The organism is Actinomadura sp. NPDC023710, assembly GCF_040639875.1.
Taxonomy (GTDB): domain Bacteria; phylum Actinomycetota; class Actinomycetes; order Streptosporangiales; family Streptosporangiaceae; genus Spirillospora; species Spirillospora citrea.
Window position 1 is genome coordinate 65600 of record NZ_JBFAGB010000013.1, and the last position, 22738, is coordinate 88337.

A 22738-nucleotide genomic window follows, 5' to 3' on the forward strand; every position below is an offset into this window, starting at 1 on the left:
GTCAACCGGATGGTTTAATTCGGTGCATGACCTACGACGCGGAGGCCACCCGGCGTCGGATCTTCGTGGCCGCCACCGCCGAATTCGCCGCGTACGGGCTGGCCGGGGCCCGCATCGACCGCATCGCCCGCGCCGCCCGCGCCAACAAGCAGGGCATCTACTTGTACTTCGGCGACAAGGAGAAGCTGTTCGGGGAGGTCGTGCGCGACAAGGTCGACGAGGTCTGCCACTCCACCGACCTCGGTCCCGGTGACCTGGGTGAATCCGTGGGCCACCTGTTCGACTGGTACCAGGAGCACCCGGAGCTGATCCGGCTCCTGCTCTGGGAGGCGCTGGAGTCGCGCGAGGAGGTGCAGGGCGAGCTCGAACGCCGCGAGATGTACCGCGAGATCGTCCGCGGGGCGCAGGCCGGCGGCATCGCCGGGGGACCGTCCGGGGAGGACGCCAGGCGGCTCGCCCAGGACTGGATGTTCACGATTCTCGGCCTGGTCGCGTGGAACTTCGCCGTCCCGCAGCTGTGCCGCCTCGTCCTGGACGAGGACGACGAGGCGGCGGCGCTCGCGCGGCGCCGCGCGTCCGTCGTGGAGACCGCGCGCGTCCTCGCCGAAGCACGGCGCTTCGCTTGACCGGCGGCGCCGCGCCGCGGACCCGGGTCCCGAAGTTCACGCAGCGCGAAAGCTCTCGATGGCCGACCGCGGAGAACCCAGATCACTCGATCAACGACTCCTGGCGGTCCGCGTCGCAGGTCGCGATGGCCGGAAGCGGTGGGGTGCGGAAGACGTTCGGGTCCCGCGGGCGCAGAAGACCAAGCGATCAAGGTCGATGGAAGTCGATCGAGGAGCCTCTCACCTGTGGAGACGTCCGGGGGAGGCGTTGTAGGTCCCGGAGGAGGCCCCCAGGGCGGCTCCCCGATAGCTGGTTCTGCTGTATGGCCGGATGGCCCGCAGCGAGATCGTCCCTCTGTGACGGATGTATGCGTCGCCAACGACATGGCGGAACCGAGTCTCCTCCCGCCGGGTTCGGGACTGCAGGGTCTGCGCGAGGAGATCATGGTGGGAACCAGGCGTGCTCAGGCCGGGCTGCATCGGCGCGGTCGCATCGGTTCGAGCCTGTTCGCCATCGCCCGCCATCCGGACCGGGCGCGCCAGTGTGACCACCCCGAGGCCAAGGTGCGCGAGGAACTCCTGCCCACCGCCGACACGTCCCGCGGGACCTGCCAGGGTGTCATCGGTCGACCGGAGGTGACTCTCTAGTGCGCAATGTCCGGTTGACCGAGCGACTCGTCCTGCTCAACCTCCTTTCCCTCTCCCTGATCAGCGGCGTCCTGAATCTGATCATCGCCCGGCCGGGGGTCGACAAGTTCGACGGCGCGTACCTGCTCTGGGTGGCGGCAACGGCGGCCGCACCGGCCCTGCAACTGCTGATCTCCCTGCCGCGGTTCGCGGAACTGCAGCGTCGGCGACGCTTCTGGCTGTTCGGTCTCGATCTGCTGCTCTGTTTCGGCCCGGTGCTCTCGCCGCTGCACCTGCAGGCCAACTCCGGATATCCGATCGCCAGCGCGCTGCTGCTGTTCGGCCGCAGAAGCCGGTGGGCGCTGGTGGGGCTGCTGATCGTCGCGACGTCGGCCATCGATCACCATTTCTGGCCGGCGAACTCCCTCGGCAAGGAGCACGGGCAAACCGTTATCTACTGGGCGCTCAACAACATCAGCATCGGCGCCCAGGTCTATGTGGTGTCGAAGGTCGCCTGGGTGGCGCATGAGCTGCACACCAGGCGGGAGGAGGCCGCGGAGGCGGACCTCGCCCTGGAGCGCCTCAGGGTGCGCAGGGACGTGCACGACCTCCTCGGCCACAGCATCACCTTGATCGCCGTCTATCTGGAGGTGGCCTTTCACGCGGTACGGACCGGGCCGGGCGAGGACGAGTTGGCGCGGGTGTCCGAGTTGGTCGAGCAGGGGCTCGGGGAGATCCGCACGATCGGGGACGGCACCCCGGTCGCCTCGCTGGCGCAGGAACTGGAAGCGGCCAGGGAGGTGCTGTGGCGGGCCGGGATTGAGACCGAGATCACGGTCATCGGAAGGCTTGGCCGCGCGGATCCGGCCCTGGCCTATGTCCTCCGCGAGGCCATCACCAACCTCCTGCGACACAGCCGGGCGACCCGCTGCGTGATCACGGCGGGCCCGGCCGGGGTCACGGCCGCCAATGACGGCGCGGTCGGAGCCGGCCGGCCTGCGGGGACGGGCCTGGCCGGACTCGGCGACCGGTTGCGGCCCCTGCGCGGCCAGGTGACCGGGCAGTTGCGGGACGGCTGGTTCACCCTGAAGGCGAGGGTCCCGGTCAGGACGCCTCGTCTGGGTATCGACTGGTCGGCGGCCACGGCCCCCCTTCTGGCGCTGGTCGCCTTCTTCTCGCTGATCACCTACGTCAACCCGGTCACCTGGTCCGCCGGGGAGCAGGTGGAGCTGTGGCTGCTGTGCAGTCTCGTGATCAGCGGGCTGATGATCTATCTGGTGGTGCTGCGTCCGGCGCGGGTGGGTGCCGCCATGGTGGTCATGGGCGGCGTCGGCGTGGGCGCGCTGGGGCTCGACCAGATCGGGTTCGAACACATGTCCATGATCGCCGCCACCGCCCTGTTCGTCCTGCCGCGCGGGGCCGGCCGGCCCCTGTTCGCCCTGTGCGCCGTCGCCGGCACCTGGTCGCAGGCGCGGTACACCCTGCAGTCGGGGATCTGGCCGGGGAGCGGGGCTAACGCCGCCCTCATTCTGGTGCTCCTGGTCAGCCAGATCCGCGCGCAGTTCCTCTACTGGGGTGCGATGCGCCTGGCCGACCTGGTCCGCGAACTCAAAATGGCCAGCGCGGAGCTGACCGAGGCCACGTTGGCGGTCGAGCGGGCCCGCTCCGGACTGCACCTACGTGACCGCATCGGCTCGAGCCTGTTCGCGATCGCCCGCCACCTTGACCGGGCCCGGCAGGGAGACCACCCCGAGGGTGAGGTGAGCGAGGCGCTGCAGCTCGCACGCGACACGTCCGAGGAGATCCGGTCCTTCGCGCGGCAGGGGATCACGATCTCAGGGTGAGAATCACAGGGTGCCAGCCGGGTGGTGTGTTCGCACTGCACGACGCCGGGCAGGGCCGGCAAGCCCACGCTGATCCGGTAGACCGCCGACCAGCTCACCTTGATCTCAGCCTGACCCCCCGGTGTTCCGGGGGGCTTGTCCACCGATCGGTGGACGGCGGGTTCAACCGAACGGGCCTGCCGAGCGCGCTCCCCTTGTCAAGACACTGTTGACATGACGAACACCTTGAATGAAGCGCCCTTGGACGGCGGTGGTGCGGATGCGGCGTTCGGTTCCACCGAGGTCGTGCGACTGGAGTCGGTGCGCAAGGTCTACGGCGGCGGGAGAAACGCGGTGGTCGCGCTCGACGAGGTGAGCGTCGGATTGCGGCAGGGCTCGTTCACCGCGGTGATGGGGCCGTCTGGGTCGGGCAAGAGCACTTTCTTGCAGTGCGCCGCCGGGCTCGACCGTCCGACGTCGGGGTCGGTGGTCCTGGACGGGGTGAAGCTCGCCTCCCTCGGCGAGAACCGGCTGACCAAGCTCCGCCGCGACCGGATCGGTTTCATCTTCCAGTCGTTCAACCTGCTTCCCGCGTTGAGCGTGCGGGACAACGTCGGCCTGCCGCTGCGGCTGGCGGGCCGCCGGCCCGGCCGAGCAGCGGTCCAGGAAGTGCTGGAGCGCGTCGGGCTCGGCGGGCGGCTGCACAGCCGTCCGGGTGAGCTGTCAGGTGGTCAGCAGCAGCGCGTCGCGATCGCGCGGGCGCTCATCACCCGTCCGGCAGTGATCTTCGCGGACGAGCCGACCGGCGCGCTGGACACCACCACCGCCCGCGAGGTGCTCGTCCTGCTGCGGGAGGCCGTCGAGGGGGCGGGACGGACGGTGGTGATGGTCACGCACGACCCGGTCGCCGCCGCGCACGCCGACCGTGTCCTGTTCCTGGCCGACGGCCGCGTCGCCGGCGAGCTCGACCGGCCGAGCGTGGAGCAGGTCGCCGAGCGTATGACGCGCCTGGGCGCCGCCGGAGCGAACCGGTGATCGGGCTCGCGCTGCGCACCCTGCGCTTCCACAAGGGCGGCTTCCTCGCCTCCTTCGCCGCGCTGTTCCTGGGCGCCCTGATCGTGGTGGCCTGCGGCGGGCTGCTGGAGACCGGCATCCGCGCCGACGCCCCGCCGCGGCGGCTGGCCGCGGCGGCGATCGTGGTCACCGGCGACCAGCGCTACCAGGGCACGGTGCAGGAACTGGTGTTCCCCGAGCGCGTCCACCTGGACGCCGCGCTGGCAAACAAGATCGCCACGGTTCCCGGCGTCGCCGCCGCGGTGCCGGACCTCTCGTTCCCCGCCACGCTCCCCTCCGGCGGGCAGGTCACCGGCCACAACTGGTCCTCGGCCCGGCTCACTCCGCTCCGGCTCGCCCAGGGCACCGCGCCCTCTGGCCCCGGACGCATCGTCCTGGGGGAGGACCTGGCCGAACGGGCCGGGCTGCGGACCGGCGGCCACGTCCAGTTGCTGGTGCACGGCGCCGCCGAGCGGTTCGAGATCTCCGGGCTGGCCGCCGGGACCGGCGACGTCTTCGTCGCCGACGCTCAGGCGGGCCGCCTCACCGGCCGACCCGGAACCATCGACTCGGTCGGCGTGTTCCTCGCGCCCGGCGCGAGCACCGCCCAGGTCGTCCGAGCCGTCCGGGCCGCCGCCGGTACCGGGCCCGCGGTGCTGGCCGGGGACGACCGGGGCCGCGCCGAGGACCCCGCGGTCCTCGCCGACACCGGCGACCTGGTCCCGCTCGCCGCCGCGTTCGGCAGCCTCGCCGCGATGGCCATGGTGTTCGTGGTGGCCGGCACCCTCGGTCTGTCGATCCGGCAGCGAGAGCGCCAGAGCGCGCTGCTCCGCGCGGTCGGCGCCACACCCGGCCAGCTCCGCCGCCTGATCCTTGGCGAGACGATGATCCTGACGGTGGCCGCCACCGCCCTGGCCTGCTATCCCGCCCCCCGGCTTGGCCGCCTGCTGCTGCGGGTCTTCGTCCATGCCGGCGTGGTGCCGGACGCGGTCGCGTTTCGCTCCGGACCCGTCCCGCTGATCGCCGGCGCGGGCCTCGCGATCACTGCCGCGCTGGGCGCCGCCCTCATGGCCGCGCACACCGCCGCCCGCACCCGCCCTGCCGAGGCGCTGGCCGAGGCCGCCCTGCAGCGCCGGTGGTTCAGCCGCGTCCGGCTCGTCCTGGGTGTGCTGTGCCTGGGCGGGGGCACCGCGCTGGCGTTCGGGACCGCCCGCTCCGACGCTCCCGACGCGGGCGGGGTCGCCACCCCGGCCGCACTGGTGTGGACGATCGGCTTCGGACTGCTCGGCCCCGTGCTGGCCCGCGCCATCACCACCGGACTCGCCCGCCCCGTCCGGGCGCTCTCCGGGCTCTCCGGCGAACTGGCCACCAGCAACGCCCGCGCCCGGACGGCACGGCTGACCGCCGCGGTCATGCCCGTCATGCTCGCCACCGGGCTGGCCCTCAGCCTGACCTACCTGCAGACCACCCAGTCCGCCGGCGCCCGCCAGGCCTTCGAGGAGGGCCAGCGCGCCGACCTGGTCCTTACCTCCGCCGCCGGCGGCCTGCCCCTCGACGCGGTCGACGCCGTCCAGAAGATCCCCGGTGTCGCCGCCGCGACCGCGCAGATCCCCGGCCGCGGCTTCATCGAACCCGCCGCTCCGCTTGCCCCGTCCGACGGCGAAGAGCCGGCGGGCCCGCAGCCCACCGAACTCGCGCTCCAGGGCATCACCCCGCAGGGAAGCGACCGGACGACGGCCTTCCGCGCTGCCACCGGCACCCTGACGGCACTGCAAGGCGACACCGTCGCGCTGCCCGCCCGCTATGCCACCGGCCACCGGCTCGGCGACACGATCGCGATGCGGCTGGGCGACGGCACCCGGACCCGGTTGAAGCTCGTCGCCACCGTCGGGGCCCGGCGCGGCTACGAGACGGCGCTCGTCCCGGCGGCGCTCCTCGCCGCGCACACCGACGCCGGTCTCGTCCCGCGGATCCTCGTCAGCACCGCCCCCGGCGCGAACCGCCCCGAACTGGCCGCGGCCCTGACCGCCATCGGGCACCCCGGGCTCCATGTCACCGACCGCGACGGCCTCGCCGCCGGTCAGCAGGATCAGGACCGCACCCAGGCGACCATGGCCTGGCTCGTTCTCGCGGTCGTCGTCGGCTACGCGGTGATGTCCTTGGTCAACACCCAGGCCCTGGCCACCGCTGAACGCCGCCGCGAGTTCGGCCTGATGCGCCTGATCGGTGCCACCCGCCGCCAGGTCCTGCGGATGATGGCGGTGGAAGCGGGCCTGGTCATCGCCGTCGGAATCACCCTCGGCTTCCTGGTGGCCGCCCTGACCATCGTCCCGCTGTGCCTGAGCGTGCTGGGCTCCGCGCTGCCGGCCGGCTCCCCCTGGATCCTCGCCGCGGTAGTGGCCGCCGCCGTGGCCCTGACCTCCGCCACGACCCTGACCGCAACGCGAATCGTCCTGCGAACCCGCCCCGGCGCCAGGCCATGATCCGCTCATCCCACGCGCCCGGCCAGGAGACCCCGCCCCTGGCCGGGCGCCGGCGTGGGACGGGTGGCGTCACTCGCGTCCCAGCAGATCGCACTCGGCGATCGCATCAAGAACGGCCTCGCGCCTGATCACCGTGATCGTGGTCAGCGGATGCCACGGGCGACCCCGAGGCGGCAAGGACGGTTGTCAGGCGGATCGCTGGACGAAGTCGAGGGCGGTCTCGGCGACCTCTTGCCAGGCGTGGTCGATGGTGAGGGAGTGGCCCCGGTCCGGCATCTTCACGATCTCCGTGACGGAAGGGTTGCGCTTCTGTCGTTTGTAGGCGGCGTTCGCGATCGCCCAGGGCACCGTGTGGTCCTTTTCGCCGTCGATGATCAGCAGGGGACCGCGGTCGGGGCTCTTCGTGTCCACCTTCGCCTCGGTCCACGGATTGAGATTCGCGTTGCCCATCTGCATGAGAGCGAGCCCAGAGCCGGCGACGTGGAAGTTGTCGTAGAGCTTCCGCGCCTCCTTGTCGTCCAGCGCATTCGCCCATCCATAGGTGAACTGGTCGAACGTGAGAGTGATCGCGCGATCGCGCGTCAGCGGGTTGACCAGGAATGGGCCCGCCGCCTTGAGCACGGAGGCCGGCAGCGGCAGAACGCCCCGGAAGATCCCGGGGTCGATGGCCACCGTGGCCGCCGAGAGGCCCTGGCCCGCCAGCATTTCCGCCAGAAGACCCCCGGTCGAGTGCCCGATCAGCACTGGCCGCCTGTCCAGGGCGTTGACGATCTCGGTGGTGTGGTCGGCGATCTGCTTCAAGGTCTTCTTGGCGAGGACGCCCGGGTTCGCCCGGGCCGCTTCCACCGTTTCAGGATCGTCCGGCCAATCCGGTGTCAGCGGTGCGTAGCCCGCCTGCTTGAAGAACTCCACCCAGTTGGCCCAGCTGCTCGGCAGCAGCCAGAGCCCGTGGATGAGGACGACCGGGGTGTTGTGAGAGGCGTTGGCCGCCTCGATCTCCCGGTACTCCCGCTCAGAGATTGACGGCATGCCAACCCTCCTTCGGTCGGGTGAAAGTCAACTCGTCGCCTCCTCCGCTCGCCGCTCGACGGAAGCGCCCGGAACCGGGTGTGCCGGTCAGCTTCGAAGGAAGGCCAGCAGTTCGGCGTTGAGCTGGTCTTGGTGGGTGGCTGTGATGCCGTGCGGAGCGCCGGGGTAGTAGACGTCCTTGGCGCCCTTGATCAGCCGGGCGGATTTGATCGCCGAGTCCTTGATCGGGACGATCTGGTCGTCCTCGCCGTGCAGCACCAGAGTCGGCACATCGAATTTGGCGAGGTCGTCGTGGAAGTCGGTCTCGGAAAAGGCCTTGATGCTCTCGTAGGCGTTGAGGAGACCTGATTGCATGCTCCACAGCCAGAACTGATCCAGCACTCCCTGGGAAATGCCGGCACCGGGCCGGTTGGCGCCATAGAACTGGATGGCCAGATCCTGGTAGAACTGCGAACGGTCGTTGAAGAGGGCCGCGCGCATGTCGTCGAAGACCTCGATCGGGAGGCCTTCGGGGTTGGCTTCGGTCTTCACCATGATCGGGGGCACCGCCGCGATCAGGACCGCCTTGGCCACCCGGCTCGTGCCGTGCCGGCCGATGTAGCGCGCGACCTCCCCGCCGCCGGTGGAGTGGCCCACCAGCGTGGCATCCCTGAGGTCGAGCACCTCGATCACCGCGGCGAGATCGTCGGCGTAGCCGTCCATGTCATTTCTTGTGGAGGTCTGGCTGGATCGGCCGTGACCGCGCCGATCGTGCGCGACCACCCGATAGCCGTGCTGGACGAGGAACAGCATCTGGCCGTCCCATGCGTCGGAGCTCAACGGCCAGCCGTGCGAGAACGTCACGGCCGGGCCCTCGCCCCAATCCTTGTAATAGATCTCCGTACCGTCATGGGTAGTGATCGTGCTCATGGCACCGGCTCCCTGTGAAAGGCGAGGCCGATACGGAACACCGTCGACCCCACCGGTCTCGTCGAGTCCGTAGAACACTCGGTCCTGATCCATGGCCCGCGACTTGCCACGCTGGGCATGGCTTCCCCCTCCCCTCGAAGGAGGAGCTCTTAACTTCAGAGGGGGGAAAGCCTGGCAGTAAGACGGTGAATTTCGCTTTACGTGCACTCTCTCCATGACCGGCGTGTCCTGCGTCCACCGGATCATCACCGACCTCGGCGTCGACGTGGCCCCGGCCGGCCTCTTCCTCGCCGAGTGCGCCGCCGGCGTGACGCCCGAGCCCGTCCAGGACGCCACCGGCGCGCCTCCGGCATGCGTGACATCCTCGGCGACATCGCCCGCTGGGCCGCGGGCGAGACCTTCGCCCTCGCCGCCGTCGCCGTGGGCCTCACCTGCGGGGGCGTCCTCGATGTCCCCATCGAGCCGGTCGGCCCCTCACGCTTCGCCGAGATCGGCGCCCTCGCCGCGGCGGTCAAGGCGCGCGAACCCGCCGCCGTCGCCACCGTGGTCGCCGGACCGGATGCCATCGGCCGCCACCGCCTCGTCCGTCCCGTCCACTCCTCGGGCTCCCTCGGAACGTCCTCGCAGGGCGCCCCGGTGGACACCGAGGTCGCGCGCGCCATGCTGGCCCAGGAACCTGACCGGCCTGCGCGGCCACGGCTCGCACCCGCTCCGCTCGCGTGCCCAGGGCACGCCTGGTTCAGGTTGGTGGCCGCCGAGACGTGACAGGCCCCACACCCCGGCTCGCTCGATGGAGGCCGCGTGGGGGTGCCGTGGATGGAGCACGACGTCCCGGAACTCCTCGAACCTGAGGTAGAAGACCTCTTCGACCTCGCGCCGGATGTTGTGCACGAGGCGTTCGACCTCTCGGAGCAGGGCTTGCTCGTACGCGAAGGAACGGCCGATCATGCCGTGTTCGTGGTATTCCCGGTATCCGGCAAAGGTGCGCACGCGGTCGATCCTCCGCTCGGCGTCCTCGGCCTGCCGGGCCCGAAACGTGACCTGAGCAGTCTGGAGAACAGATGTCCCACGACGAAGACCCACTCTGCGCCGTCTTCATGCCGGCTCTGGTGGTGATCCTGCATGCGGCTGAGCAGGAGAAGGGCGAGCCGCTGACGGAAGCGGAGGTGCTCGCCATCCGCGACGATGCGGTATGCATGACCGTCCCGCTCAGCGTCGCACACGACCTTGAGCGGTCTCGCGGGTACTCCGACACTCCGCCCGCAGACTGCTGGCATGAGTGGCTCTCCGTTCGGGAGCAGATCGCGGCCGAGTAGGTCGGGAGGAGAACAGGACGGGTCGGCAGGCGGGTGATATCGAGCCTCTGGCGAGTGCGGAGTTTGAAGGGCGGGCGGAACGGAGCGGATTACGGCGGTCCGGTGAGGCTGGTGCCGGTGTGGGCGGCTCGGCTGGCACGTTCGCCGCTCACGGTGGTGGCCTGGCGCGCCCGTGCTCCGTCCAGAACCCCGCGTTGCTCCTCCGACCCTGGCGTTGTTCACCGGCCCGCGTCCGGCATCGCCGTAGGCGGCGGGGGTTCCGCCTGCACGCTCAGGCCCGGTCGGCTCAGTTCCGCACCGATAGCTCAAAGATGACGAGCTGAGCGGTACGCAAATTCCAGGCACCGTTGGGCGGTCCGGTTGAGGGTGTCGCACCGAAAATCTTGGTCCAGCTTGACTGGACCGCAGCCCTTGCGTTGAGGGGGTTTTGTGAAGTCTTTGCAGGTCGACCAGGTCGTTGGGGCGTGCTTGACGAAATATGGGGCGGCTTGAACCTGTTGTGGCTCTGTGACCGACGGGGAAGCCCGTCCGGAGCGCCCGACCAGATCATGAAGGGCGCATCAAGTCCCTGATCATCAGGACGGCCGATCAAGGCACGTCCGCCGCCGAGTCCGCAGAGCGCCGATCACGGCCGAGCGGAGCCGGGGACCCACCGAAACACCGGGGTGAATCCGCACCCCCGCCGTGCGCGGGGTCGCGGTAGGGCCACTTCCATGCCCGAACCCGACAGCTAACCCGGTAGGCGGACTGGAAGAACTCAGGAGAACCTTTTCATGACCGCTCGTACTTTCGACCTGACCAAGCGCATGGGCACCCGCGTGGCCGCCGGAGCCGTCCTCTCCATGGCAGGTGTGTTCGGCTTCGCCTCCCTGGCCCCGTCCGCCCAGGCGGACACCAAGCCCGCGAACACCGCGCACGTTGCCGAGGTGTCCAAGGCCGACGCCAACGGCGCCAAGACCGGCGGCCAGAGCGCCAAGGCCGGCGCCTCCGCGCAGGACGTCATCAAGCTCGCCCGCACGCAGGTCGGCACCCACGAGGACGCCTCGGGCAACAGCAAGTTCAACAACTGGTACATCGGCTCGTCGCTGGGCGAGCTGAACGCCCACCGCATCGGTGCCGAGAGCGCCTCCGTCTACAAGGGCCAGTCCTGGTGCGACATGTTCGTGTCCTGGCTGGGCCAGCACACCGGCACCAAGGGCATGGGCGCCGACGCCTACACCGTCAGCCACGCCCAGTGGTTCAAGAAGACCGGCCGCTTCGGCGAGACCCCGAAGCCCGGCGCCGTGGTCTTCTTCGCCTGGAACGGCGGCGGCATCAAGGGTGTCGAACACGTCGGCATCGTCGTGAAGGACAACCACGACGGCACCATCAACACCATCGAGGGCAACACCGGTGACGCGGTGAAGAAGAAGGTCCGCGACACCTCCACCGTCGCCAGCTACGGCTACCCCGAGTACCGGTGAGCCCGGGCCGCTGAGCGGCCCCTTGCCCGCACCGTCCAGCGGTGCTCCCCCTCTCCACCCGCGCGATCACACCCACGTCGCGAGCACGCCCACGTGCCGTGCGCCGGATCCGTCATGCCCGAACGGCGAGTCCAGTCCCTCACGCCGAAGGCATGGCCCGGCGCCCGGCCCACCGAGCAAAGGATGAACATGCAGCAGCGAACCGCCCTTATCGGTACCGCCCTCGCGGGCATCCTGGTCGCGGGCGTGGCGGTCGAGGCCGCCCATGGGGCCCCGGCGGACAAGCCGATGGCGCACACGGTCACCGGGCAGCAGGTGACCGGGCACAAGGTCACTGGGCAGTTGGTGACCGGGCAGCAGGTGACCGGGCACAAGGTCACCGACCAGCTGGTGGCCGGGCACAAGGTCACCGACCAGGTGGTGGCCGGGCAGGCCGCCGGGCACAAGGTCACCGGGCGCAAGATCACCGGCCAGCAGGTGGCCGGGCAGCACGACGCGAAGGCCGCCCGCCACACCACCGGCAAGGCCGCTTCGAAGAGCCACGCCGTCCTGTCGGGCAGCACCACCGCGTCCTACTTCTGGGACGACGGCTCGGGCGTGAACGGCGACACCGGCGCCCCGGCGGGCGGCAAGCCGATGCAGAAGGGCCTGTTCGCCAGCCCGAGCTGGCCCATGCACACCAAGGTCAAGGTCACCTACAAGGGGCGCAGCGTCACCGGCTTCGTCGGGGACCGCGGGCCGGGCGAGCCGTCGCACCGCGGCGTCATGCTCGACCTCGACACCTACACCTTCCGCCACCTGGTGGACGGCAAGAAGCCGAACAGCAAGTACGACACGGGCACCTCGGCGGGCCACCTGAAGGGCGTCAAGTACGAGGTCCTGTCCTGGGGCCACGGCATCGGCAAGAAGGGCGCCCCGAAGCCCCTCGGCTGACCAAGCCCGTCCAGGTGATCCCCTCCTGGCCGCCCCGAGCCGCATCACAGACCCCGCTCCCGTCCTCGGACGAGAGCGGGGTCCGTCACGTCCGGGGCAGAAATGCAGGGCAGCGACGTCGTTGTCGGCGGACTGTCGCGGTGCCGCCGTCTGTGATCGTCCAGCTCCAGTAGCGACCCCAGAAAGGGACCGGTGATCGATCGGGCCCCCTCATGGACGGTGTCCGCCAGGAGGCTGACCACGCCGAAGACCATGACGAACCCCGTGGCGACAACGCCGCAGCCTGAGCTCCCTTGCCGTCGACCGAGCACGCGTCGATTTCAACGTCAAGGGTGACTTCTCCGGCGGGCTGGTGCTGATTACCGTCTCTGGCGAACGTTGAAGACGGCCCCGCCGAGGCCCACCGAGTCGGGTCGGGGTGCTGGGCGCTCGACTCGACACGGCTCAATGCTGACTGGGCTGGAGGACATGACGGAAGCCTCATCGCGGGCTCGTCGGTTGTTTCTGGGCGGGCAGTCGGTGTCTTTGCTCGGTGACGGCTGCGCGGTGCTCGCTGTGCCGCTGCTGGTCCTGCAGTTGACCCGTGACCCGTTGGCGGCGGGTCTGGCGGCCGCGCCGCGCGGGATCGGCTACCTGCTGGTCGGACTGCCCGCGGGGCCGGTCGTGGACCGGCTGAATCCGTGGAGGGTGCTGGTCGCCATGGATGTGCTCCGCGCCGGGGTTTTCGTGATCCTTCCCGCGTTGGTGTGGCTGGGGGCCGCCCCGCTTGGGGTCGTGCTGGCACTGGCGTTCGTGGGCGGGGCCGCCACGGTGTTCTTCGACGCCGCGTTGACCGTCGCCGTGAAGGACCTGTTCCCGGCCGAGGGGTTGCTGACGGCCAACTCGGTGTTGGAGAGCGCCGGCCGGACGTCGCAGATGGTCGGCCCGGCCATCGTCGCTCTGCTCGCCACCTGGATCGGTGTCGAAACCGCATTACTGATCAACGCGGCGACCTTCGCGGTGTCGCTGGCCACCCTGGTGCCGCTGCTGATCGAGGTGAGGGCGGGGCGGACGCGGGGCGATGACGCCCGGGATGCGCGGTCGGCCGGTCTTCTGGCGCCCGGCAGAGCCGACCGGGCCCGGGTGACACCGAGGTCGGCCCGCCTGATTCTCCGCGGGCTCGGTGAGGATCTGTGGGAGGGCCTGCGGTTCATCGTCGGCTTTCGTCCGCTGCTGGCCCTCACCATCGTTCAGACCCTGGTCAACCTGTGCCTGGCGGTGGACACCCTGATCGTCTATTTCGCCCGCATGCAGTTGGGCCTTCCGACGCCGCTGGTCGCCGCCGTGATCACGGCGGGCGGGTTCGGCGGGATCGCCGGGGCGGTCACCGCTCCGTTCATCGCGGCGCGGCTGGGTGCGCTGCCCTCGATCAGCCTGGGCATCCTGCTGGCGGCCGGCTCGCTGCTGGTCATGGGAGCCAGCACCGGATGGGCGCCCCTGCTGGCCGCCAACGCCGCGCAGGTGTGGGCGGTGTCGATCGCCAGCGTGATCAACCGCAGCACCCGGCAGCGCTGGATTCCCCGCGAGCTCCTCGGGCGGGTCACGACGGCGGCACGGGCGCTGTTCGTCGCCGCGACCCCTGTCGGCGCCACCGCCGCCGGCGCGGTGACCAAGGCGTCCGGCCACGACCCACGCCCGGCCTTCCTGGGTGCCGGCCTGCTGATCGGCGCCATCATCGGCTGCGGCTGGTTCGGCGCGCTCCGGCGATACGACACCCCGGCCGCAGTACCCGACCCCTGAGGCACCGGTCCGCACCGTACGAAGGCCTGCGGGCAGACCTGGCGGCCATCAACCGAGTGCCACGGCGAGCACTAGGACCATGAGGAAGGAATCGAGCCTGTCGAGCAGGCCGCCGGCGCCCGCCAGCCAGGAGGCGGAGTCCTTGGCCTCGACTCCTCTCTTGACCATCGACTCCAGCAGGTCCCCCAGCGGGGCGCCGACCGCCACCGCGACGGCCCAGGCCGGAGTGAAGGCACCGAGCACGGCCAGTGTGCCCAGTCCCGTGACGGTCCCGGTCAGCAGGCCGCTCCAGTGCTTGGACGGCGACAGCCGGGAAAGGGGCGGCCCGCCGAGCGACCGGCCGCCGAACGAGGCGGTGATGTCGGCGATCGACACCGCGGCGAACAACGCCAGGATCTCCGGGCCGAGCAGGACCACGCCGGCCAGCGGCGCGAACCAGATCACTCCGAGCACACCGAAACACAGCCTGGAGAGTCCGCCGGCCGCGTCACCGGCCAGGACCGGTACCAGGGCGACGGCTGCGAGGGTGAGCGCGAGAAGCCGGGGGAGATGGCCGGGCGCCAGCCAGGCCGTCACGGGCGCCACGGGCACGGCGGCGGCGAGCACCACGCGGTCCAGCCGGGGCAGGCCGGTCAAGGCGGCGTACTCGACGGCGCACGCCACCCCCGCCGAAGCGGCGAGGGCGGCCGCACCGCCAGGACCCATTTCCAGGGCGACGACCACGACGGGCACGCCCACCGCCCAGGCGCACCACCGCAGTACGTACTCACGCCGCTTGGACAGCCCGGCCGCGATGCCGCCGACGAACAGCGTGCCGGCAAGGTAGGGGACCAGATCCGCGACCTCGGTCACGCCGTACCGAGCGGGACGCGCAGGGCTTCGGCGACGGCGCCCGCCACGCGGGTGTTGGCCGCGGCGTCGCGCACCGCGATTCGCACCGTCCTGCCCTCGAACGCCGGGGACATCGGCGACAGGTCCCGCAGGAACACGCCCCGCCGCCGGCACCGGTCGACAAGCCGGGACGCGGTGGGCCCGCCCCTGGGCAGCGTGAGCAGGACGAAGTTCGCCACCGACTCGCTGACGCGCAGGTTCTCATCGGCCTCCATGAGCGCGGCGGCCAGTTCGGCGCGCAGCGCCGCCGTCTGGGCCCATCGGGCGGTGTAGTACGCCGGATCGCGCAGCGCGCTCACCGCGGCGATCTGGGCGGGCAGGCTCACCGACCACGGCGGAGTCCAGCGACGCAGATCCGCCACGATCGGTGGAGGCGCCGTGAGATAGGCCGCCCGCAGGCCCGACAGGGCGTAGATCTTCGACAGCGAAGTACAGACGACGGCGTTGCCGGCCTCGGCCGCGTAGGGCTCCAGCGTCTGCCCGGCGCCGACGTAACCGGCGTACGCCTCATCGATCCAGAACCGGGTTCCCCCCGGCGCGGCCTCCAGCACCTCACGCAGTCCGGCCGTGTCGAGATGGACCCCGGTCGGGTTGTTGGGGTTGACGATGACCACCAGGTCGTACTGGTTCCGCAGGGCGCGGGTGAGCCGTTCCTGGTCGATCCGCCAGCCCTCCGCCGGGTACAACGGGAACCGGTCGGCGCGACAGCCGATCACCTGCTCGACGACGTGCGCGTACTCGCCGTAACAGGGGTCGATCAGGAGCACCTTGCTGGAGGCGTCCAGCCATCGGCTGAACGCGCGGAAGATCAGGTCGGAGGAACCCGCGCCGACCGCGACGGCGTTCCCGGGCAGGCCCCGGCGAAGCGCGATCTCCTCGATGAGCCCGTCGGCCCGCGCGGGCGGAGACGTGCGCGCGATCCACTCCTGCCCGCCGGTCAGGGCCGCGACCGCGGCGGGAGCCGGCGGAAACCAGGCGTCGAGCACGTCGGCGGGGACCACGTCGCCGTACGCGTCCAGGGTGTCGAACCCCCGTCCCAGCGCCTCGATGGACGCACCGCCGTGGGCGCAGGACTCGTCCTCGGGCAGGAAGGAGGCCTCCAGCCTCCACCGCACCTTCCGTCCTAGATCGCGCAGCAGCGGTCCGTGCCGTCGCAGGGTCCGGTCGGTGAGCTCGGCGACGTCGCCGGTCAGGAGCTGGAAATCCACGGCCCCCGATCGCACCTCCGTGCCGGTGGACGCGAGCCCCAGCGCCAGGTACATCGGCAGCAGCTCAACCCGTCCCAAGGCCACGATGCTCCGACCTCCGTGCCCCGCCACCCAGCGGAGCGCCGCGTACATCAGCAGCCTGCCGATCATCTTGCCCCGCAGGCTCGGATCGACGGCCAGGATCCGGATCTCGAACAGGCCGTCATCAGACAGCGCCGGATGCTCGTCCCTCCGCAGATGGCGATCGATCGAGAAGCGGCCTGCCCACGGGGGCGTCACACTGACGAACCCGGCCGGTTCGCCATGACGGAGCGCCACGATGTAGACGTTGCTCTCGTCGAGGTCATCGGTGAGAAGGCCGGCGGCGTTGGGGGTGTGCTGTCCGAGTTCCCGCGCGTAGATCTCATGCCGGAGACGGCGGATCCACTCATCGTCCGCCTCGGACGACATACGGAGCTCCAGCCCGTCGACGACCGCCGCGACGGACGAAGAGTCGGCGGCCCGGCCCGGGGATTGCTGATCGATACTCATTGTCATCACCTCGGGTGCCACTCTGCCGAGACCCTCACGGCACCGCCTGAGCACCTGTACTCAGTCGTCCGGGGCCGCGCACTCAACTCCCGCCACCAAACCCCCGGAAACCATCCGCAACCTGCTCGGTGAACCGAACCTAGGCACGCATTCGGCAAGCGGCGCCGCTCTGCCGAGCTGCACGGCGACAAGGGCTACGACTACACCGACCTGCGGTCCTGGCCAAGCGGGCGCGGCATCGCCCGCGCATCGCCCGACGCGGCATCGAGCTCTCCGAACGGCCCGGTCGCTACCGCTGGGTGGTGTCCTGGCTGAGCGAATGCCGCCGACTGCACCGCCGCTACGAACGGCGGATGCCACGGAACAGGACGCTGGAGCCGTTGGCCCTGGTTCCTTCCCGGGACCGCGATTCGAATTGGGTCCGCGCGAATCGCCTCAGATGGCCGGTGACGTCGTGAGGTCGGTGTGTCCCCAGATCATGCAATCGTGCCAGGTGTCGTGGTCGGGGTTGGGCGTGGTCCAGGCACGGCAGTGGTGGGGGAGACGTTGTTCGTACTGGTAGCCGGCGCGGTCGGCCAGACGCAGCGAGGGGGTGTTGGTGGGGTTGATCTCAAGCCAGATCCGGTCCAAGCCCAGTTCGTCGTGCGTCCAGCGGGTCAGCGCGTTGATACCGCGCAGGGCCAGGCCCTGGCGACGGCTTTCCGGCCGCACCCAGTAGGCGAGTTCGGCGCTGCGCGGGCCGTCGACCATCAGCCCCAGAGCGCCGAGCAGGCGGTCGTGCTCGAGCATCCCGTAGGACACCTGGCCTCCTGCGGCCGGATCCCAGGCTTTCAGGCCGGCGCGCGCATCCTGAGGTGTGTAGGGCCCGGCCGGGTGTGGCCCCCAGAGGGCCCGAGCCGTCTCGGTGCCGGTGGCCTCGACCACGAGGGCGACGTCATGTGTGGTCAGGGTCCGCAGCCGCAGGCCCTGGCCCAGGTCGATGTCGGCGATCATTTACCCGCGTCCTTGCCCGGCCAGGTCGGCCCGAGCTCGCGGGCTGTTCCTCAAGGACCGAGCGGCCTCTTCGGCGGACGTCATACTGTAGTTGGTGTCCAAGTCCATGCCGCCTACTATGAGAGCGAAAGGGGTAGGTGGTCAAGTGCGTTACGTCGCCTACATCGGCAATCTGACCCGGCTGGCCGTCGAGCTGGTCAACGGTGACGAGCCCAGTGAGCTGCGGCGAGAGTTCTTTCGCCAGCACCACATAGCCGAACCGGACGCCGGCGAGCTGGAAGGTCTCCTCCAGTCCCTGCGTGAGGCGGTCGCGGCCGTCGCCGACACCGGACCGATCGCCCCGGTCAACCTGCTCCTGGAGCGTTTCCCGCCCGCGATCCATGTCAGTGAGCACGACGGGGAGGGGCAACAGCACCTGCACTTCGCCCGCGACGGAGAGGAGCCCGTTCCTTGGCTCGGCCGCAGCTGCGCCGCAGCCCTCGCGCACGCGATCTGCGGTGACCCGGAGGTGACCGTAGGCCGCTGCCAGGCGGACGGTTGCACCCGCTTCTACGTCGACGACTCCCGCAACCGCAGCCGCCGCTTCTGCTCCAACACCTGCGCCAGCCGGACGACCGTCGCCAACCATCGCGCCCGCCGCAGGGCAGCCACCACCCGTTGATTTCCTGCCGGGGGTCACCTCCCCATGTAGTCGCCGTAGTCCGCTTGACCGCCTACACGAGTGACTTCTAACGTAGGCAGCATGAACGATAATGACACCTACACAACTCTTGACGCGGCCCGCCGCCTCCACGTACTCGGTGACTGGGATCACGCCGCCGCGCTGCTGGCCGAAGAGCACAGCACCGAAGCGCGCGAACTGAGGGCCGAGATCCTTTATGAGCGGTTCTTGTTCCGAGTCGACGGCATCGAGGACGCGGCGGACGCGATAGCGGCCCTCGATCCGGAGTCGCCGCAAGCTCGGCTACTCGCCGCCCGGCTCGCCTACACCCGCCTGATCTTCCAGGTGGACCCGCTGCCGGACGACTACGAGACCGCAGAGGCCGGGTACCGTTCCGCTGCCGCCGACCCGAAGACGCACGGATGGGCCGAGTTCCACTGGGCCGCGCTGCTCGACAACGTCCGCGAAGACGGTGCCGCGGCGAAGGCGCACTACACCAAGGCTCTGCAAGCCGCCCACCAGGAAGGCGACTTGATCCTCGAGTCCATCGTGCTCCGCCACCTGGCCTGGCGTGTGATCGAGGGCGGCAATCGCGACGAGGGGCTGCGCATGCTGCGACGCTCGCTTCATCTGCGCTCTGCGGTCGGCTTGCGTCCGCAGATCGCCGCGGCCCAGCTACTGCTCGCCGCTGAGCTGCCCGAGGATGATCCTGAGCGCGCCACACTCGTCGAGACCGCTCGGCACATAGCCGATGACCTGGGCCTCAGCTGGGTCCAGAGCGGCCTCGAAGAACTGGCCGCCTAAGACGTCATCTCGTGCCCGGGAGGCGCCCGAGGAAAGTGTTGAGGCTTTCTTTAACGGCGCGCGGGCGGCCGGGCGGAGCCCGATCCTTCTGCGCCGCACTCTGAGGACGATGGTTGCGGCGCCTTCTTGGTGGCCTTGCCCGCGGGCCGCTCGGCTGGGCCGGGGTAGGGCTGGAAGGCACCAGCTCATATGGTCGGGTCTGACCTTTCCTGCGCGATCGCCGGCTTCCTCAACACCGGCGCCGTTCGCCCCGCTGCCTCAACCCTGAGCTGATCGCGGGCTCTTCCAGCTTCGGTGCGGCACGGTCGAACGTTCGTGCACTATCCAAGCCTGGCGGCGATCGGGGTGCCGCGCCGACCAGCAAACCGTTTGCGCCCGATGCGGCTCACGGTCTAAGTGTGTGATTGAGAAGGGTCTTGTCAGGCGAGGTGGCGTCGACGAAGACGAATCGGCAGGCGGGTGCGGTCAGGTACGCGCCGAGCAGGGCGGTCTTGGCGCCGTCGCGGTCTTGGACGCCGGTGGCGCACACGGTGACGGTGAGCAGCAGGCCGAGGGCGTGTTTGGCGTGTCTTCCAAGCTGGCCATGCGGGTCCGATTCCCGTCGCCCGCTCCACTGATCAAGGCCGTCTCTTAACGATCTTCGTACGGCGATCGTGCGGCGAGCGGAGGCGGACGCCTAAAGTTCTGTCGCATGACTTCGCCGCCGCGCTCATACGGTTTCACCGGCAGGCGACCGGCCGCGGTCGAGATCGCGTTCTGGATCGCGGTCGTGGTGCCGCCGCTGGCGACCGTGCTCAACGTGGCCGGCTTCGTGGTCGTGAAGCGGGCTGTGGACGACGTGTTCGGCACGACAGGCGGGGACACTCAGGCGTCGATGTACGAACTCCATGACAAGGTGAACGGGCCCCTGCTCGGCTTGTTCATCTTCTTCACGGTCGTCTACCTGCTCCTGAGCGGCCTCTGGATCCTGCTCGGCCTCAAGATGCGCAGCGGCCGACACTGGGCGCGGATCACGCTGACCGTGTTCGCCTCCCTATGGGCCCTGTCCAGCCTCGTCGCGCTGATCCGGGGCGACACCCAGGGCTTCACGACTGCGGACATACCCCCATTCTTCGAGTTCCCGAGCTCGTACCTCGTACTGGACTACGCGCGAAGCGCCCTGGATCTGCTCGCGATGGCCGCATTCATCCCGCTGGTCTTCCTGAGGCGGTCCAACCGGTATTTCACGGCCCGGCGCCCACCTGCCTGAGTGCGTGTTTTGAGAGGTTGATCTTGTTTGGTGAGGGTGGGCGGCCGGAGAGGCATCCGCGGCGGACGGTGGTGGATGCGATCTTGTATGTGGTGCGCCCGACCGGGTGTGCGTGGCGGGCAGCCGACGTCGGGGATCATCGACTCCCAGAGCGCGAAGGGGGCCGACACCGTTGGTCCGACTGGGCCCACGACGTGCTGGCCAACACGCACTAAGGATGGGGCCCGGAAGTGGTGAGCCCCCTCGGCCGGAAACATACGCATCAATTTCCTAGGGTTGGGATCGGTGGATGGAAGACGCACCCCAGCAGGCGAACGGACTGCCGACCGGGCATGATGCCGCTCCCACGCCGGAGCAGGAGTTCTCCCGGCTCGGGCTGGCGGACGTCCGCCCGCCCACGCCCATCGGCAACTTCCGCTACGGGGTCCGCGCGGGAGATCTGTTCTATGTGTCCGGAACCTATGGCACGGTCAAGAATGACAAAGGCGAGGACGTCTTTCCTATCAGTGGCAAGCTCGGGCGGGAGTTGACCGTCGGCGACGGCTACCGTTCCGCGCGGCTGGTCGCGGTGAACCTGCTGGCCATGGCGCGTGCCGAACTCGGATCCCTCGACCACGTCGACCAGGTCGTCCGGCTGGCCGGCTACGTGAACTGCGTCCCGGGATTCGCCGAGGCGCCCGCCGTGGTCAACGGAGCGTCCGACCTGCTCATCGAGGTGTTCGGGCAGGACCGCGGAAGCCACGCGCGGATCTCCTTGTACCAGAACGATTTGCCGCGCGAGGCGCCCGTGGCCTGCGAACTGACTCTGTATCTCCGGGACTGACGCGCCGAGGGCTGGACTCCACCGGGTTCGGAGAAGCCCTATGAAGGCAGTCAGTGTCTTGGTGAATCGCCCCCGGGTTTGCCGGAGACTCTGATGTGCCCCGCCTTGCGGTGATGCGCGTCCTGCCGCCCGCAGTTCCTTAGGCATTCACGGTCCTGGGCCGATGTGCGGGCGTGTGCACGTGTATCGCAGGCGTATCGGAAATCGCATACGCCACTGCAACGATCTTCCGTCTTCAGTGGAGGCATGGACCGCGGCGGTCCGTGCCGAGGGCATGGTGCCGCAGCTTCGGAGAGTGATCGTGAAGAGGAGCGCGTCGTGTCATATAAGAACGTCCGTCCGCCGCTGAGGAGCGCCGGTCTGGCCGCCGGTGTCGCCATGCTGATGATGGCTAATGCCGGGCCCGCCACCGCCGCTCCGGAGCCGGTCGGGAACGTGCAGAAGGCGATGGAGGATCTGGCCACGGCTCCCGGGGTTGTGGGAGCCGTCGGTGGGGCCTACGTCGACGGGAAATCCGTCGGGCTGGGCAGCGGGGGCTCCCGGCTGCTGGGCGGCGGGGGCGGGAGGATACCCGCGAACGCCCGCTTCCGGATCGGGTCACAGACCAAGCAGATGGTGGCCACCGTGGTGCTGCAACTGGTCGAGGAGGGCAGGTTGGGCGTGGATGACAAGCTCGGCGACCTGCTGCCGGTGGTGGTGGAGGAGGACCTGGTGGAACGGGCCCACGAGATCACGGTACGGCAGATGCTCCGGCATACCTCCGGCATTCCCGACTGGTACGCAGGCAAGCCGAACCCGGACGGTAGCGAGGGAGAAGACCCTTCGTTCGACGTGTTCGACTTCACGACCCACTATCGGCCGCTGGATCTGGTGACGTGGAGCCGCGGCCGGCCCCGGACCGGAGAACCGGGCGAGAAATGGTCCTACTCCAACACCAACTACACCCTTCTCGGCGTGATCATCGAGAGCCTGACCGGCCACGACCTGGCCGCGGAGCTGCACGGACGCCTGTTCGGCCCGCTCGGGATGACCAAGACCTACCTTCCCGTCAAGCCGCCGGAGGGCATCAAGGGGCCGCACGGCCACGGCTACTACCCCGACGCCACCGGCAGGCTGCGCGACATGGACCGGTTCAACGCCAGCATCGCCGGGGCGGCCGGCGGAGTGGTCTCCACCGCGCACGACGTCAGCGCCTTCCAACGGGCCTTCGCCCAGGGCGAACTGCTGCCGCCCGAACTCCAGCGGGTCCTGACCGACCGGCTGCCCGGTGGCCCGCAGCCCCTGGGCAAGAGCCGCAGCTCATGCGGCGACGATCTCTACATCATGGGCGGGACCGCCCCCGGCTTCCTCGCCATGACCTTCTACTCAGAAGACGGCCGCCGCCAGCTCTCGATGTCGGCCACCCTGAGCGGCAAGGACAGCGCCGGAGCGGGCCAAGCCATGGGCAAGGCCATGGAGACCATCTTCTGCCCATCCTCGTAGCGGCGGCTTCGGCTCCCGCCAGAGGCTGAAGGTGAGGGCACCCGGTTCTGAGGGATGCCCTCACCGGTCGTCTGGC

Annotated in this window: 21 protein-coding genes, 1 pseudogene and 1 riboswitch; of the genes and pseudogenes, 17 read left to right on the plus strand and 5 right to left on the minus strand. The window is 69.9% G+C overall.

Annotation, left to right across the window (positions count from 1 at the left end; translation table 11 throughout):
• Positions 1–26: 26 nt before the first annotated feature.
• From AB0H37_RS17005 to AB0H37_RS17025, 5 genes are all read left to right on the plus strand, one after another.
• Positions 27–626, plus strand: a complete 600-nt coding sequence (locus AB0H37_RS17005; RefSeq protein ID WP_360613572.1) for a TetR/AcrR family transcriptional regulator — start codon at positions 27–29, stop codon at positions 624–626.
• A gap of 336 nt (positions 627–962) precedes the next feature.
• The gene (locus AB0H37_RS17010; protein ID WP_360613574.1) at positions 963–1253 is read left to right on the plus strand and encodes a hypothetical protein; all 291 of its coding nucleotides are present in this window, start codon (positions 963–965) and stop codon (positions 1251–1253) included.
• 14 nt (positions 1254–1267) lie between these two features.
• Positions 1268–3076: a histidine kinase gene (locus AB0H37_RS17015; RefSeq protein WP_360613576.1), complete on the plus strand. Its 1809-nt coding sequence runs from the start codon at positions 1268–1270 to the stop codon at positions 3074–3076.
• A 213-nt stretch (positions 3077–3289) separates the two neighbouring features.
• Positions 3290–4090: an ABC transporter ATP-binding protein gene (locus AB0H37_RS17020; RefSeq protein ID WP_329089468.1), complete on the plus strand. Its 801-nt coding sequence runs from the start codon at positions 3290–3292 to the stop codon at positions 4088–4090.
• Complete coding sequence (locus AB0H37_RS17025) at positions 4087–6591, plus strand: FtsX-like permease family protein (protein ID WP_360613578.1); 2505 nt, start codon at positions 4087–4089, stop codon at positions 6589–6591. Before AB0H37_RS17020 ends, AB0H37_RS17025 begins: the two co-directional genes overlap by 4 nt.
• A 186-nt stretch (positions 6592–6777) precedes the next feature.
• On the opposite strand, the gene AB0H37_RS17030 is transcribed toward AB0H37_RS17025, so the two are convergent.
• Positions 6778–7620, minus strand: coding sequence for an alpha/beta hydrolase (locus tag AB0H37_RS17030; RefSeq protein ID WP_329089472.1), 843 nt, complete (start codon positions 7618–7620; stop codon positions 6778–6780).
• 87 nt (positions 7621–7707) lie between these two features.
• Positions 7708–8529: an alpha/beta hydrolase gene (locus tag AB0H37_RS17035; RefSeq protein ID WP_329089474.1), complete on the minus strand. Its 822-nt coding sequence runs from the start codon at positions 8527–8529 to the stop codon at positions 7708–7710.
• Positions 8530–8880: 351 nt separating this feature from the next.
• Between AB0H37_RS17035 and AB0H37_RS17040 the strand changes: the two genes are divergently transcribed.
• The 6 genes from AB0H37_RS17040 to AB0H37_RS17065 all read left to right on the plus strand — a co-directional run bounded on the left by AB0H37_RS17040 (position 8881) and on the right by AB0H37_RS17065 (position 14020).
• The gene (locus AB0H37_RS17040; RefSeq protein ID WP_329089476.1) at positions 8881–9294 is read left to right on the plus strand and encodes a hypothetical protein; all 414 of its coding nucleotides are present in this window, start codon (positions 8881–8883) and stop codon (positions 9292–9294) included.
• A gap of 51 nt (positions 9295–9345) precedes the next feature.
• Positions 9346–9645: a hypothetical protein gene (locus AB0H37_RS17045; protein ID WP_329089478.1), complete on the plus strand. Its 300-nt coding sequence runs from the start codon at positions 9346–9348 to the stop codon at positions 9643–9645.
• The gene (locus tag AB0H37_RS17050) at positions 9627–9845 is read left to right on the plus strand and encodes a hypothetical protein (protein WP_329089480.1); all 219 of its coding nucleotides are present in this window, start codon (positions 9627–9629) and stop codon (positions 9843–9845) included. The genes AB0H37_RS17045 and AB0H37_RS17050 overlap by 19 nt, the downstream gene beginning before the upstream one ends.
• Positions 9846–10454: 609 nt before the next feature.
• Positions 10455–10604: riboswitch (cyclic di-AMP (ydaO/yuaA leader) on the plus strand.
• A gap of 14 nt (positions 10605–10618) precedes the next feature.
• The gene (locus AB0H37_RS17055) at positions 10619–11308 is read left to right on the plus strand and encodes a CHAP domain-containing protein (protein ID WP_360613582.1); all 690 of its coding nucleotides are present in this window, start codon (positions 10619–10621) and stop codon (positions 11306–11308) included.
• Between the two features lie 189 nt (positions 11309–11497).
• Positions 11498–12241 (plus strand): hypothetical protein, encoded by a 744-nt coding sequence (locus tag AB0H37_RS17060; RefSeq protein ID WP_360613583.1) that lies wholly within the window; start codon positions 11498–11500, stop codon positions 12239–12241.
• Positions 12242–12619: 378 nt separating this feature from the next.
• The gene (locus tag AB0H37_RS17065) at positions 12620–14020 is read left to right on the plus strand and encodes an MFS transporter (protein WP_360613585.1); all 1401 of its coding nucleotides are present in this window, start codon (positions 12620–12622) and stop codon (positions 14018–14020) included.
• 48 nt (positions 14021–14068) lie between these two features.
• On the opposite strand, the gene AB0H37_RS17070 is transcribed toward AB0H37_RS17065, so the two are convergent.
• Both AB0H37_RS17070 and AB0H37_RS17075 read right to left on the minus strand, forming a co-directional pair.
• A complete protein-coding gene (locus AB0H37_RS17070; protein ID WP_360613587.1) occupies positions 14069–14872 on the minus strand; it encodes a phosphatidate cytidylyltransferase in 804 nt (267 codons plus the stop codon).
• Positions 14869–16650: an aminotransferase class I/II-fold pyridoxal phosphate-dependent enzyme gene (locus AB0H37_RS17075; RefSeq protein ID WP_360613589.1), complete on the minus strand. Its 1782-nt coding sequence runs from the start codon at positions 16648–16650 to the stop codon at positions 14869–14871. The genes AB0H37_RS17070 and AB0H37_RS17075 overlap by 4 nt, the downstream gene beginning before the upstream one ends.
• Before the next feature lie 159 nt (positions 16651–16809).
• On the opposite strand from AB0H37_RS17075, the pseudogene AB0H37_RS17080 reads away from it, so the two are divergent.
• Positions 16810–17003 (plus strand): annotated as a pseudogene (locus AB0H37_RS17080) (IS5/IS1182 family transposase); the annotation flags it as partial.
• Positions 17004–17085: 82 nt separating this feature from the next.
• On the opposite strand, the gene AB0H37_RS17085 reads toward AB0H37_RS17080, so the two are convergent.
• On the minus strand, positions 17086–17643 hold the full coding sequence (locus AB0H37_RS17085; RefSeq protein ID WP_360613591.1) for a GNAT family N-acetyltransferase: 558 nt from the start codon (positions 17641–17643) through the stop codon (positions 17086–17088).
• A 145-nt stretch (positions 17644–17788) separates the two neighbouring features.
• Between AB0H37_RS17085 and AB0H37_RS17090 the strand changes: the two genes are divergently transcribed.
• The 5 genes from AB0H37_RS17090 to AB0H37_RS17110 all read left to right on the plus strand — a co-directional run bounded on the left by AB0H37_RS17090 (position 17789) and on the right by AB0H37_RS17110 (position 22662).
• A complete protein-coding gene (locus AB0H37_RS17090) occupies positions 17789–18304 on the plus strand; it encodes a CGNR zinc finger domain-containing protein (protein ID WP_179835588.1) in 516 nt (171 codons plus the stop codon).
• 81 nt (positions 18305–18385) lie between these two features.
• Positions 18386–19108, plus strand: a complete 723-nt coding sequence (locus AB0H37_RS17095) for a hypothetical protein (protein ID WP_360613593.1) — start codon at positions 18386–18388, stop codon at positions 19106–19108.
• A 691-nt stretch (positions 19109–19799) separates the two neighbouring features.
• A complete protein-coding gene (locus tag AB0H37_RS17100; RefSeq protein ID WP_329089498.1) occupies positions 19800–20357 on the plus strand; it encodes a hypothetical protein in 558 nt (185 codons plus the stop codon).
• A 289-nt stretch (positions 20358–20646) separates the two neighbouring features.
• Complete coding sequence (locus AB0H37_RS17105; RefSeq protein WP_360613595.1) at positions 20647–21180, plus strand: RidA family protein; 534 nt, start codon at positions 20647–20649, stop codon at positions 21178–21180.
• A 318-nt stretch (positions 21181–21498) separates the two neighbouring features.
• Positions 21499–22662 (plus strand): serine hydrolase domain-containing protein, encoded by a 1164-nt coding sequence (locus AB0H37_RS17110; RefSeq protein WP_360613597.1) that lies wholly within the window; start codon positions 21499–21501, stop codon positions 22660–22662.
• The last annotated feature ends 76 nt before the right edge of the window (positions 22663–22738 follow it).

What these genes read in the sequence shown, in the direction of transcription:
- AB0H37_RS17050 (WP_329089480.1), top strand. Translation starts at nt 9,627, where the DNA reads ATGCCGGCTCTGGTGGTGATCCTGCATGCGGCTGAGCAGGAGAAGGGC.
- AB0H37_RS17040 (WP_329089476.1), top strand. Translation starts at nt 8,881, where the DNA reads ATGCGTGACATCCTCGGCGACATCGCCCGCTGGGCCGCGGGCGAGACC.
- AB0H37_RS17095 (WP_360613593.1), top strand. Translation starts at nt 18,386, where the DNA reads ATGAACGATAATGACACCTACACAACTCTTGACGCGGCCCGCCGCCTC.
- AB0H37_RS17060 (WP_360613583.1), top strand. Translation starts at nt 11,498, where the DNA reads ATGCAGCAGCGAACCGCCCTTATCGGTACCGCCCTCGCGGGCATCCTG.
- AB0H37_RS17085 (WP_360613591.1), bottom strand. Translation starts at nt 17,643, where the DNA reads ATGATCGCCGACATCGACCTGGGCCAGGGCCTGCGGCTGCGGACCCTG.
- AB0H37_RS17020 (WP_329089468.1), top strand. Translation starts at nt 3,290, where the DNA reads ATGACGAACACCTTGAATGAAGCGCCCTTGGACGGCGGTGGTGCGGAT.
- AB0H37_RS17075 (WP_360613589.1), bottom strand. Translation starts at nt 16,650, where the DNA reads ATGAGTATCGATCAGCAATCCCCGGGCCGGGCCGCCGACTCTTCGTCC.
- AB0H37_RS17035 (WP_329089474.1), bottom strand. Translation starts at nt 8,529, where the DNA reads ATGAGCACGATCACTACCCATGACGGTACGGAGATCTATTACAAGGAT.
- AB0H37_RS17045 (WP_329089478.1), top strand. Translation starts at nt 9,346, where the DNA reads ATGGAGCACGACGTCCCGGAACTCCTCGAACCTGAGGTAGAAGACCTC.
- AB0H37_RS17030 (WP_329089472.1), bottom strand. Translation starts at nt 7,620, where the DNA reads ATGCCGTCAATCTCTGAGCGGGAGTACCGGGAGATCGAGGCGGCCAAC.
- AB0H37_RS17100 (WP_329089498.1), top strand. Translation starts at nt 19,800, where the DNA reads ATGACTTCGCCGCCGCGCTCATACGGTTTCACCGGCAGGCGACCGGCC.
- AB0H37_RS17055 (WP_360613582.1), top strand. Translation starts at nt 10,619, where the DNA reads ATGACCGCTCGTACTTTCGACCTGACCAAGCGCATGGGCACCCGCGTG.
- AB0H37_RS17005 (WP_360613572.1), top strand. Translation starts at nt 27, where the DNA reads ATGACCTACGACGCGGAGGCCACCCGGCGTCGGATCTTCGTGGCCGCC.
- AB0H37_RS17105 (WP_360613595.1), top strand. Translation starts at nt 20,647, where the DNA reads ATGGAAGACGCACCCCAGCAGGCGAACGGACTGCCGACCGGGCATGAT.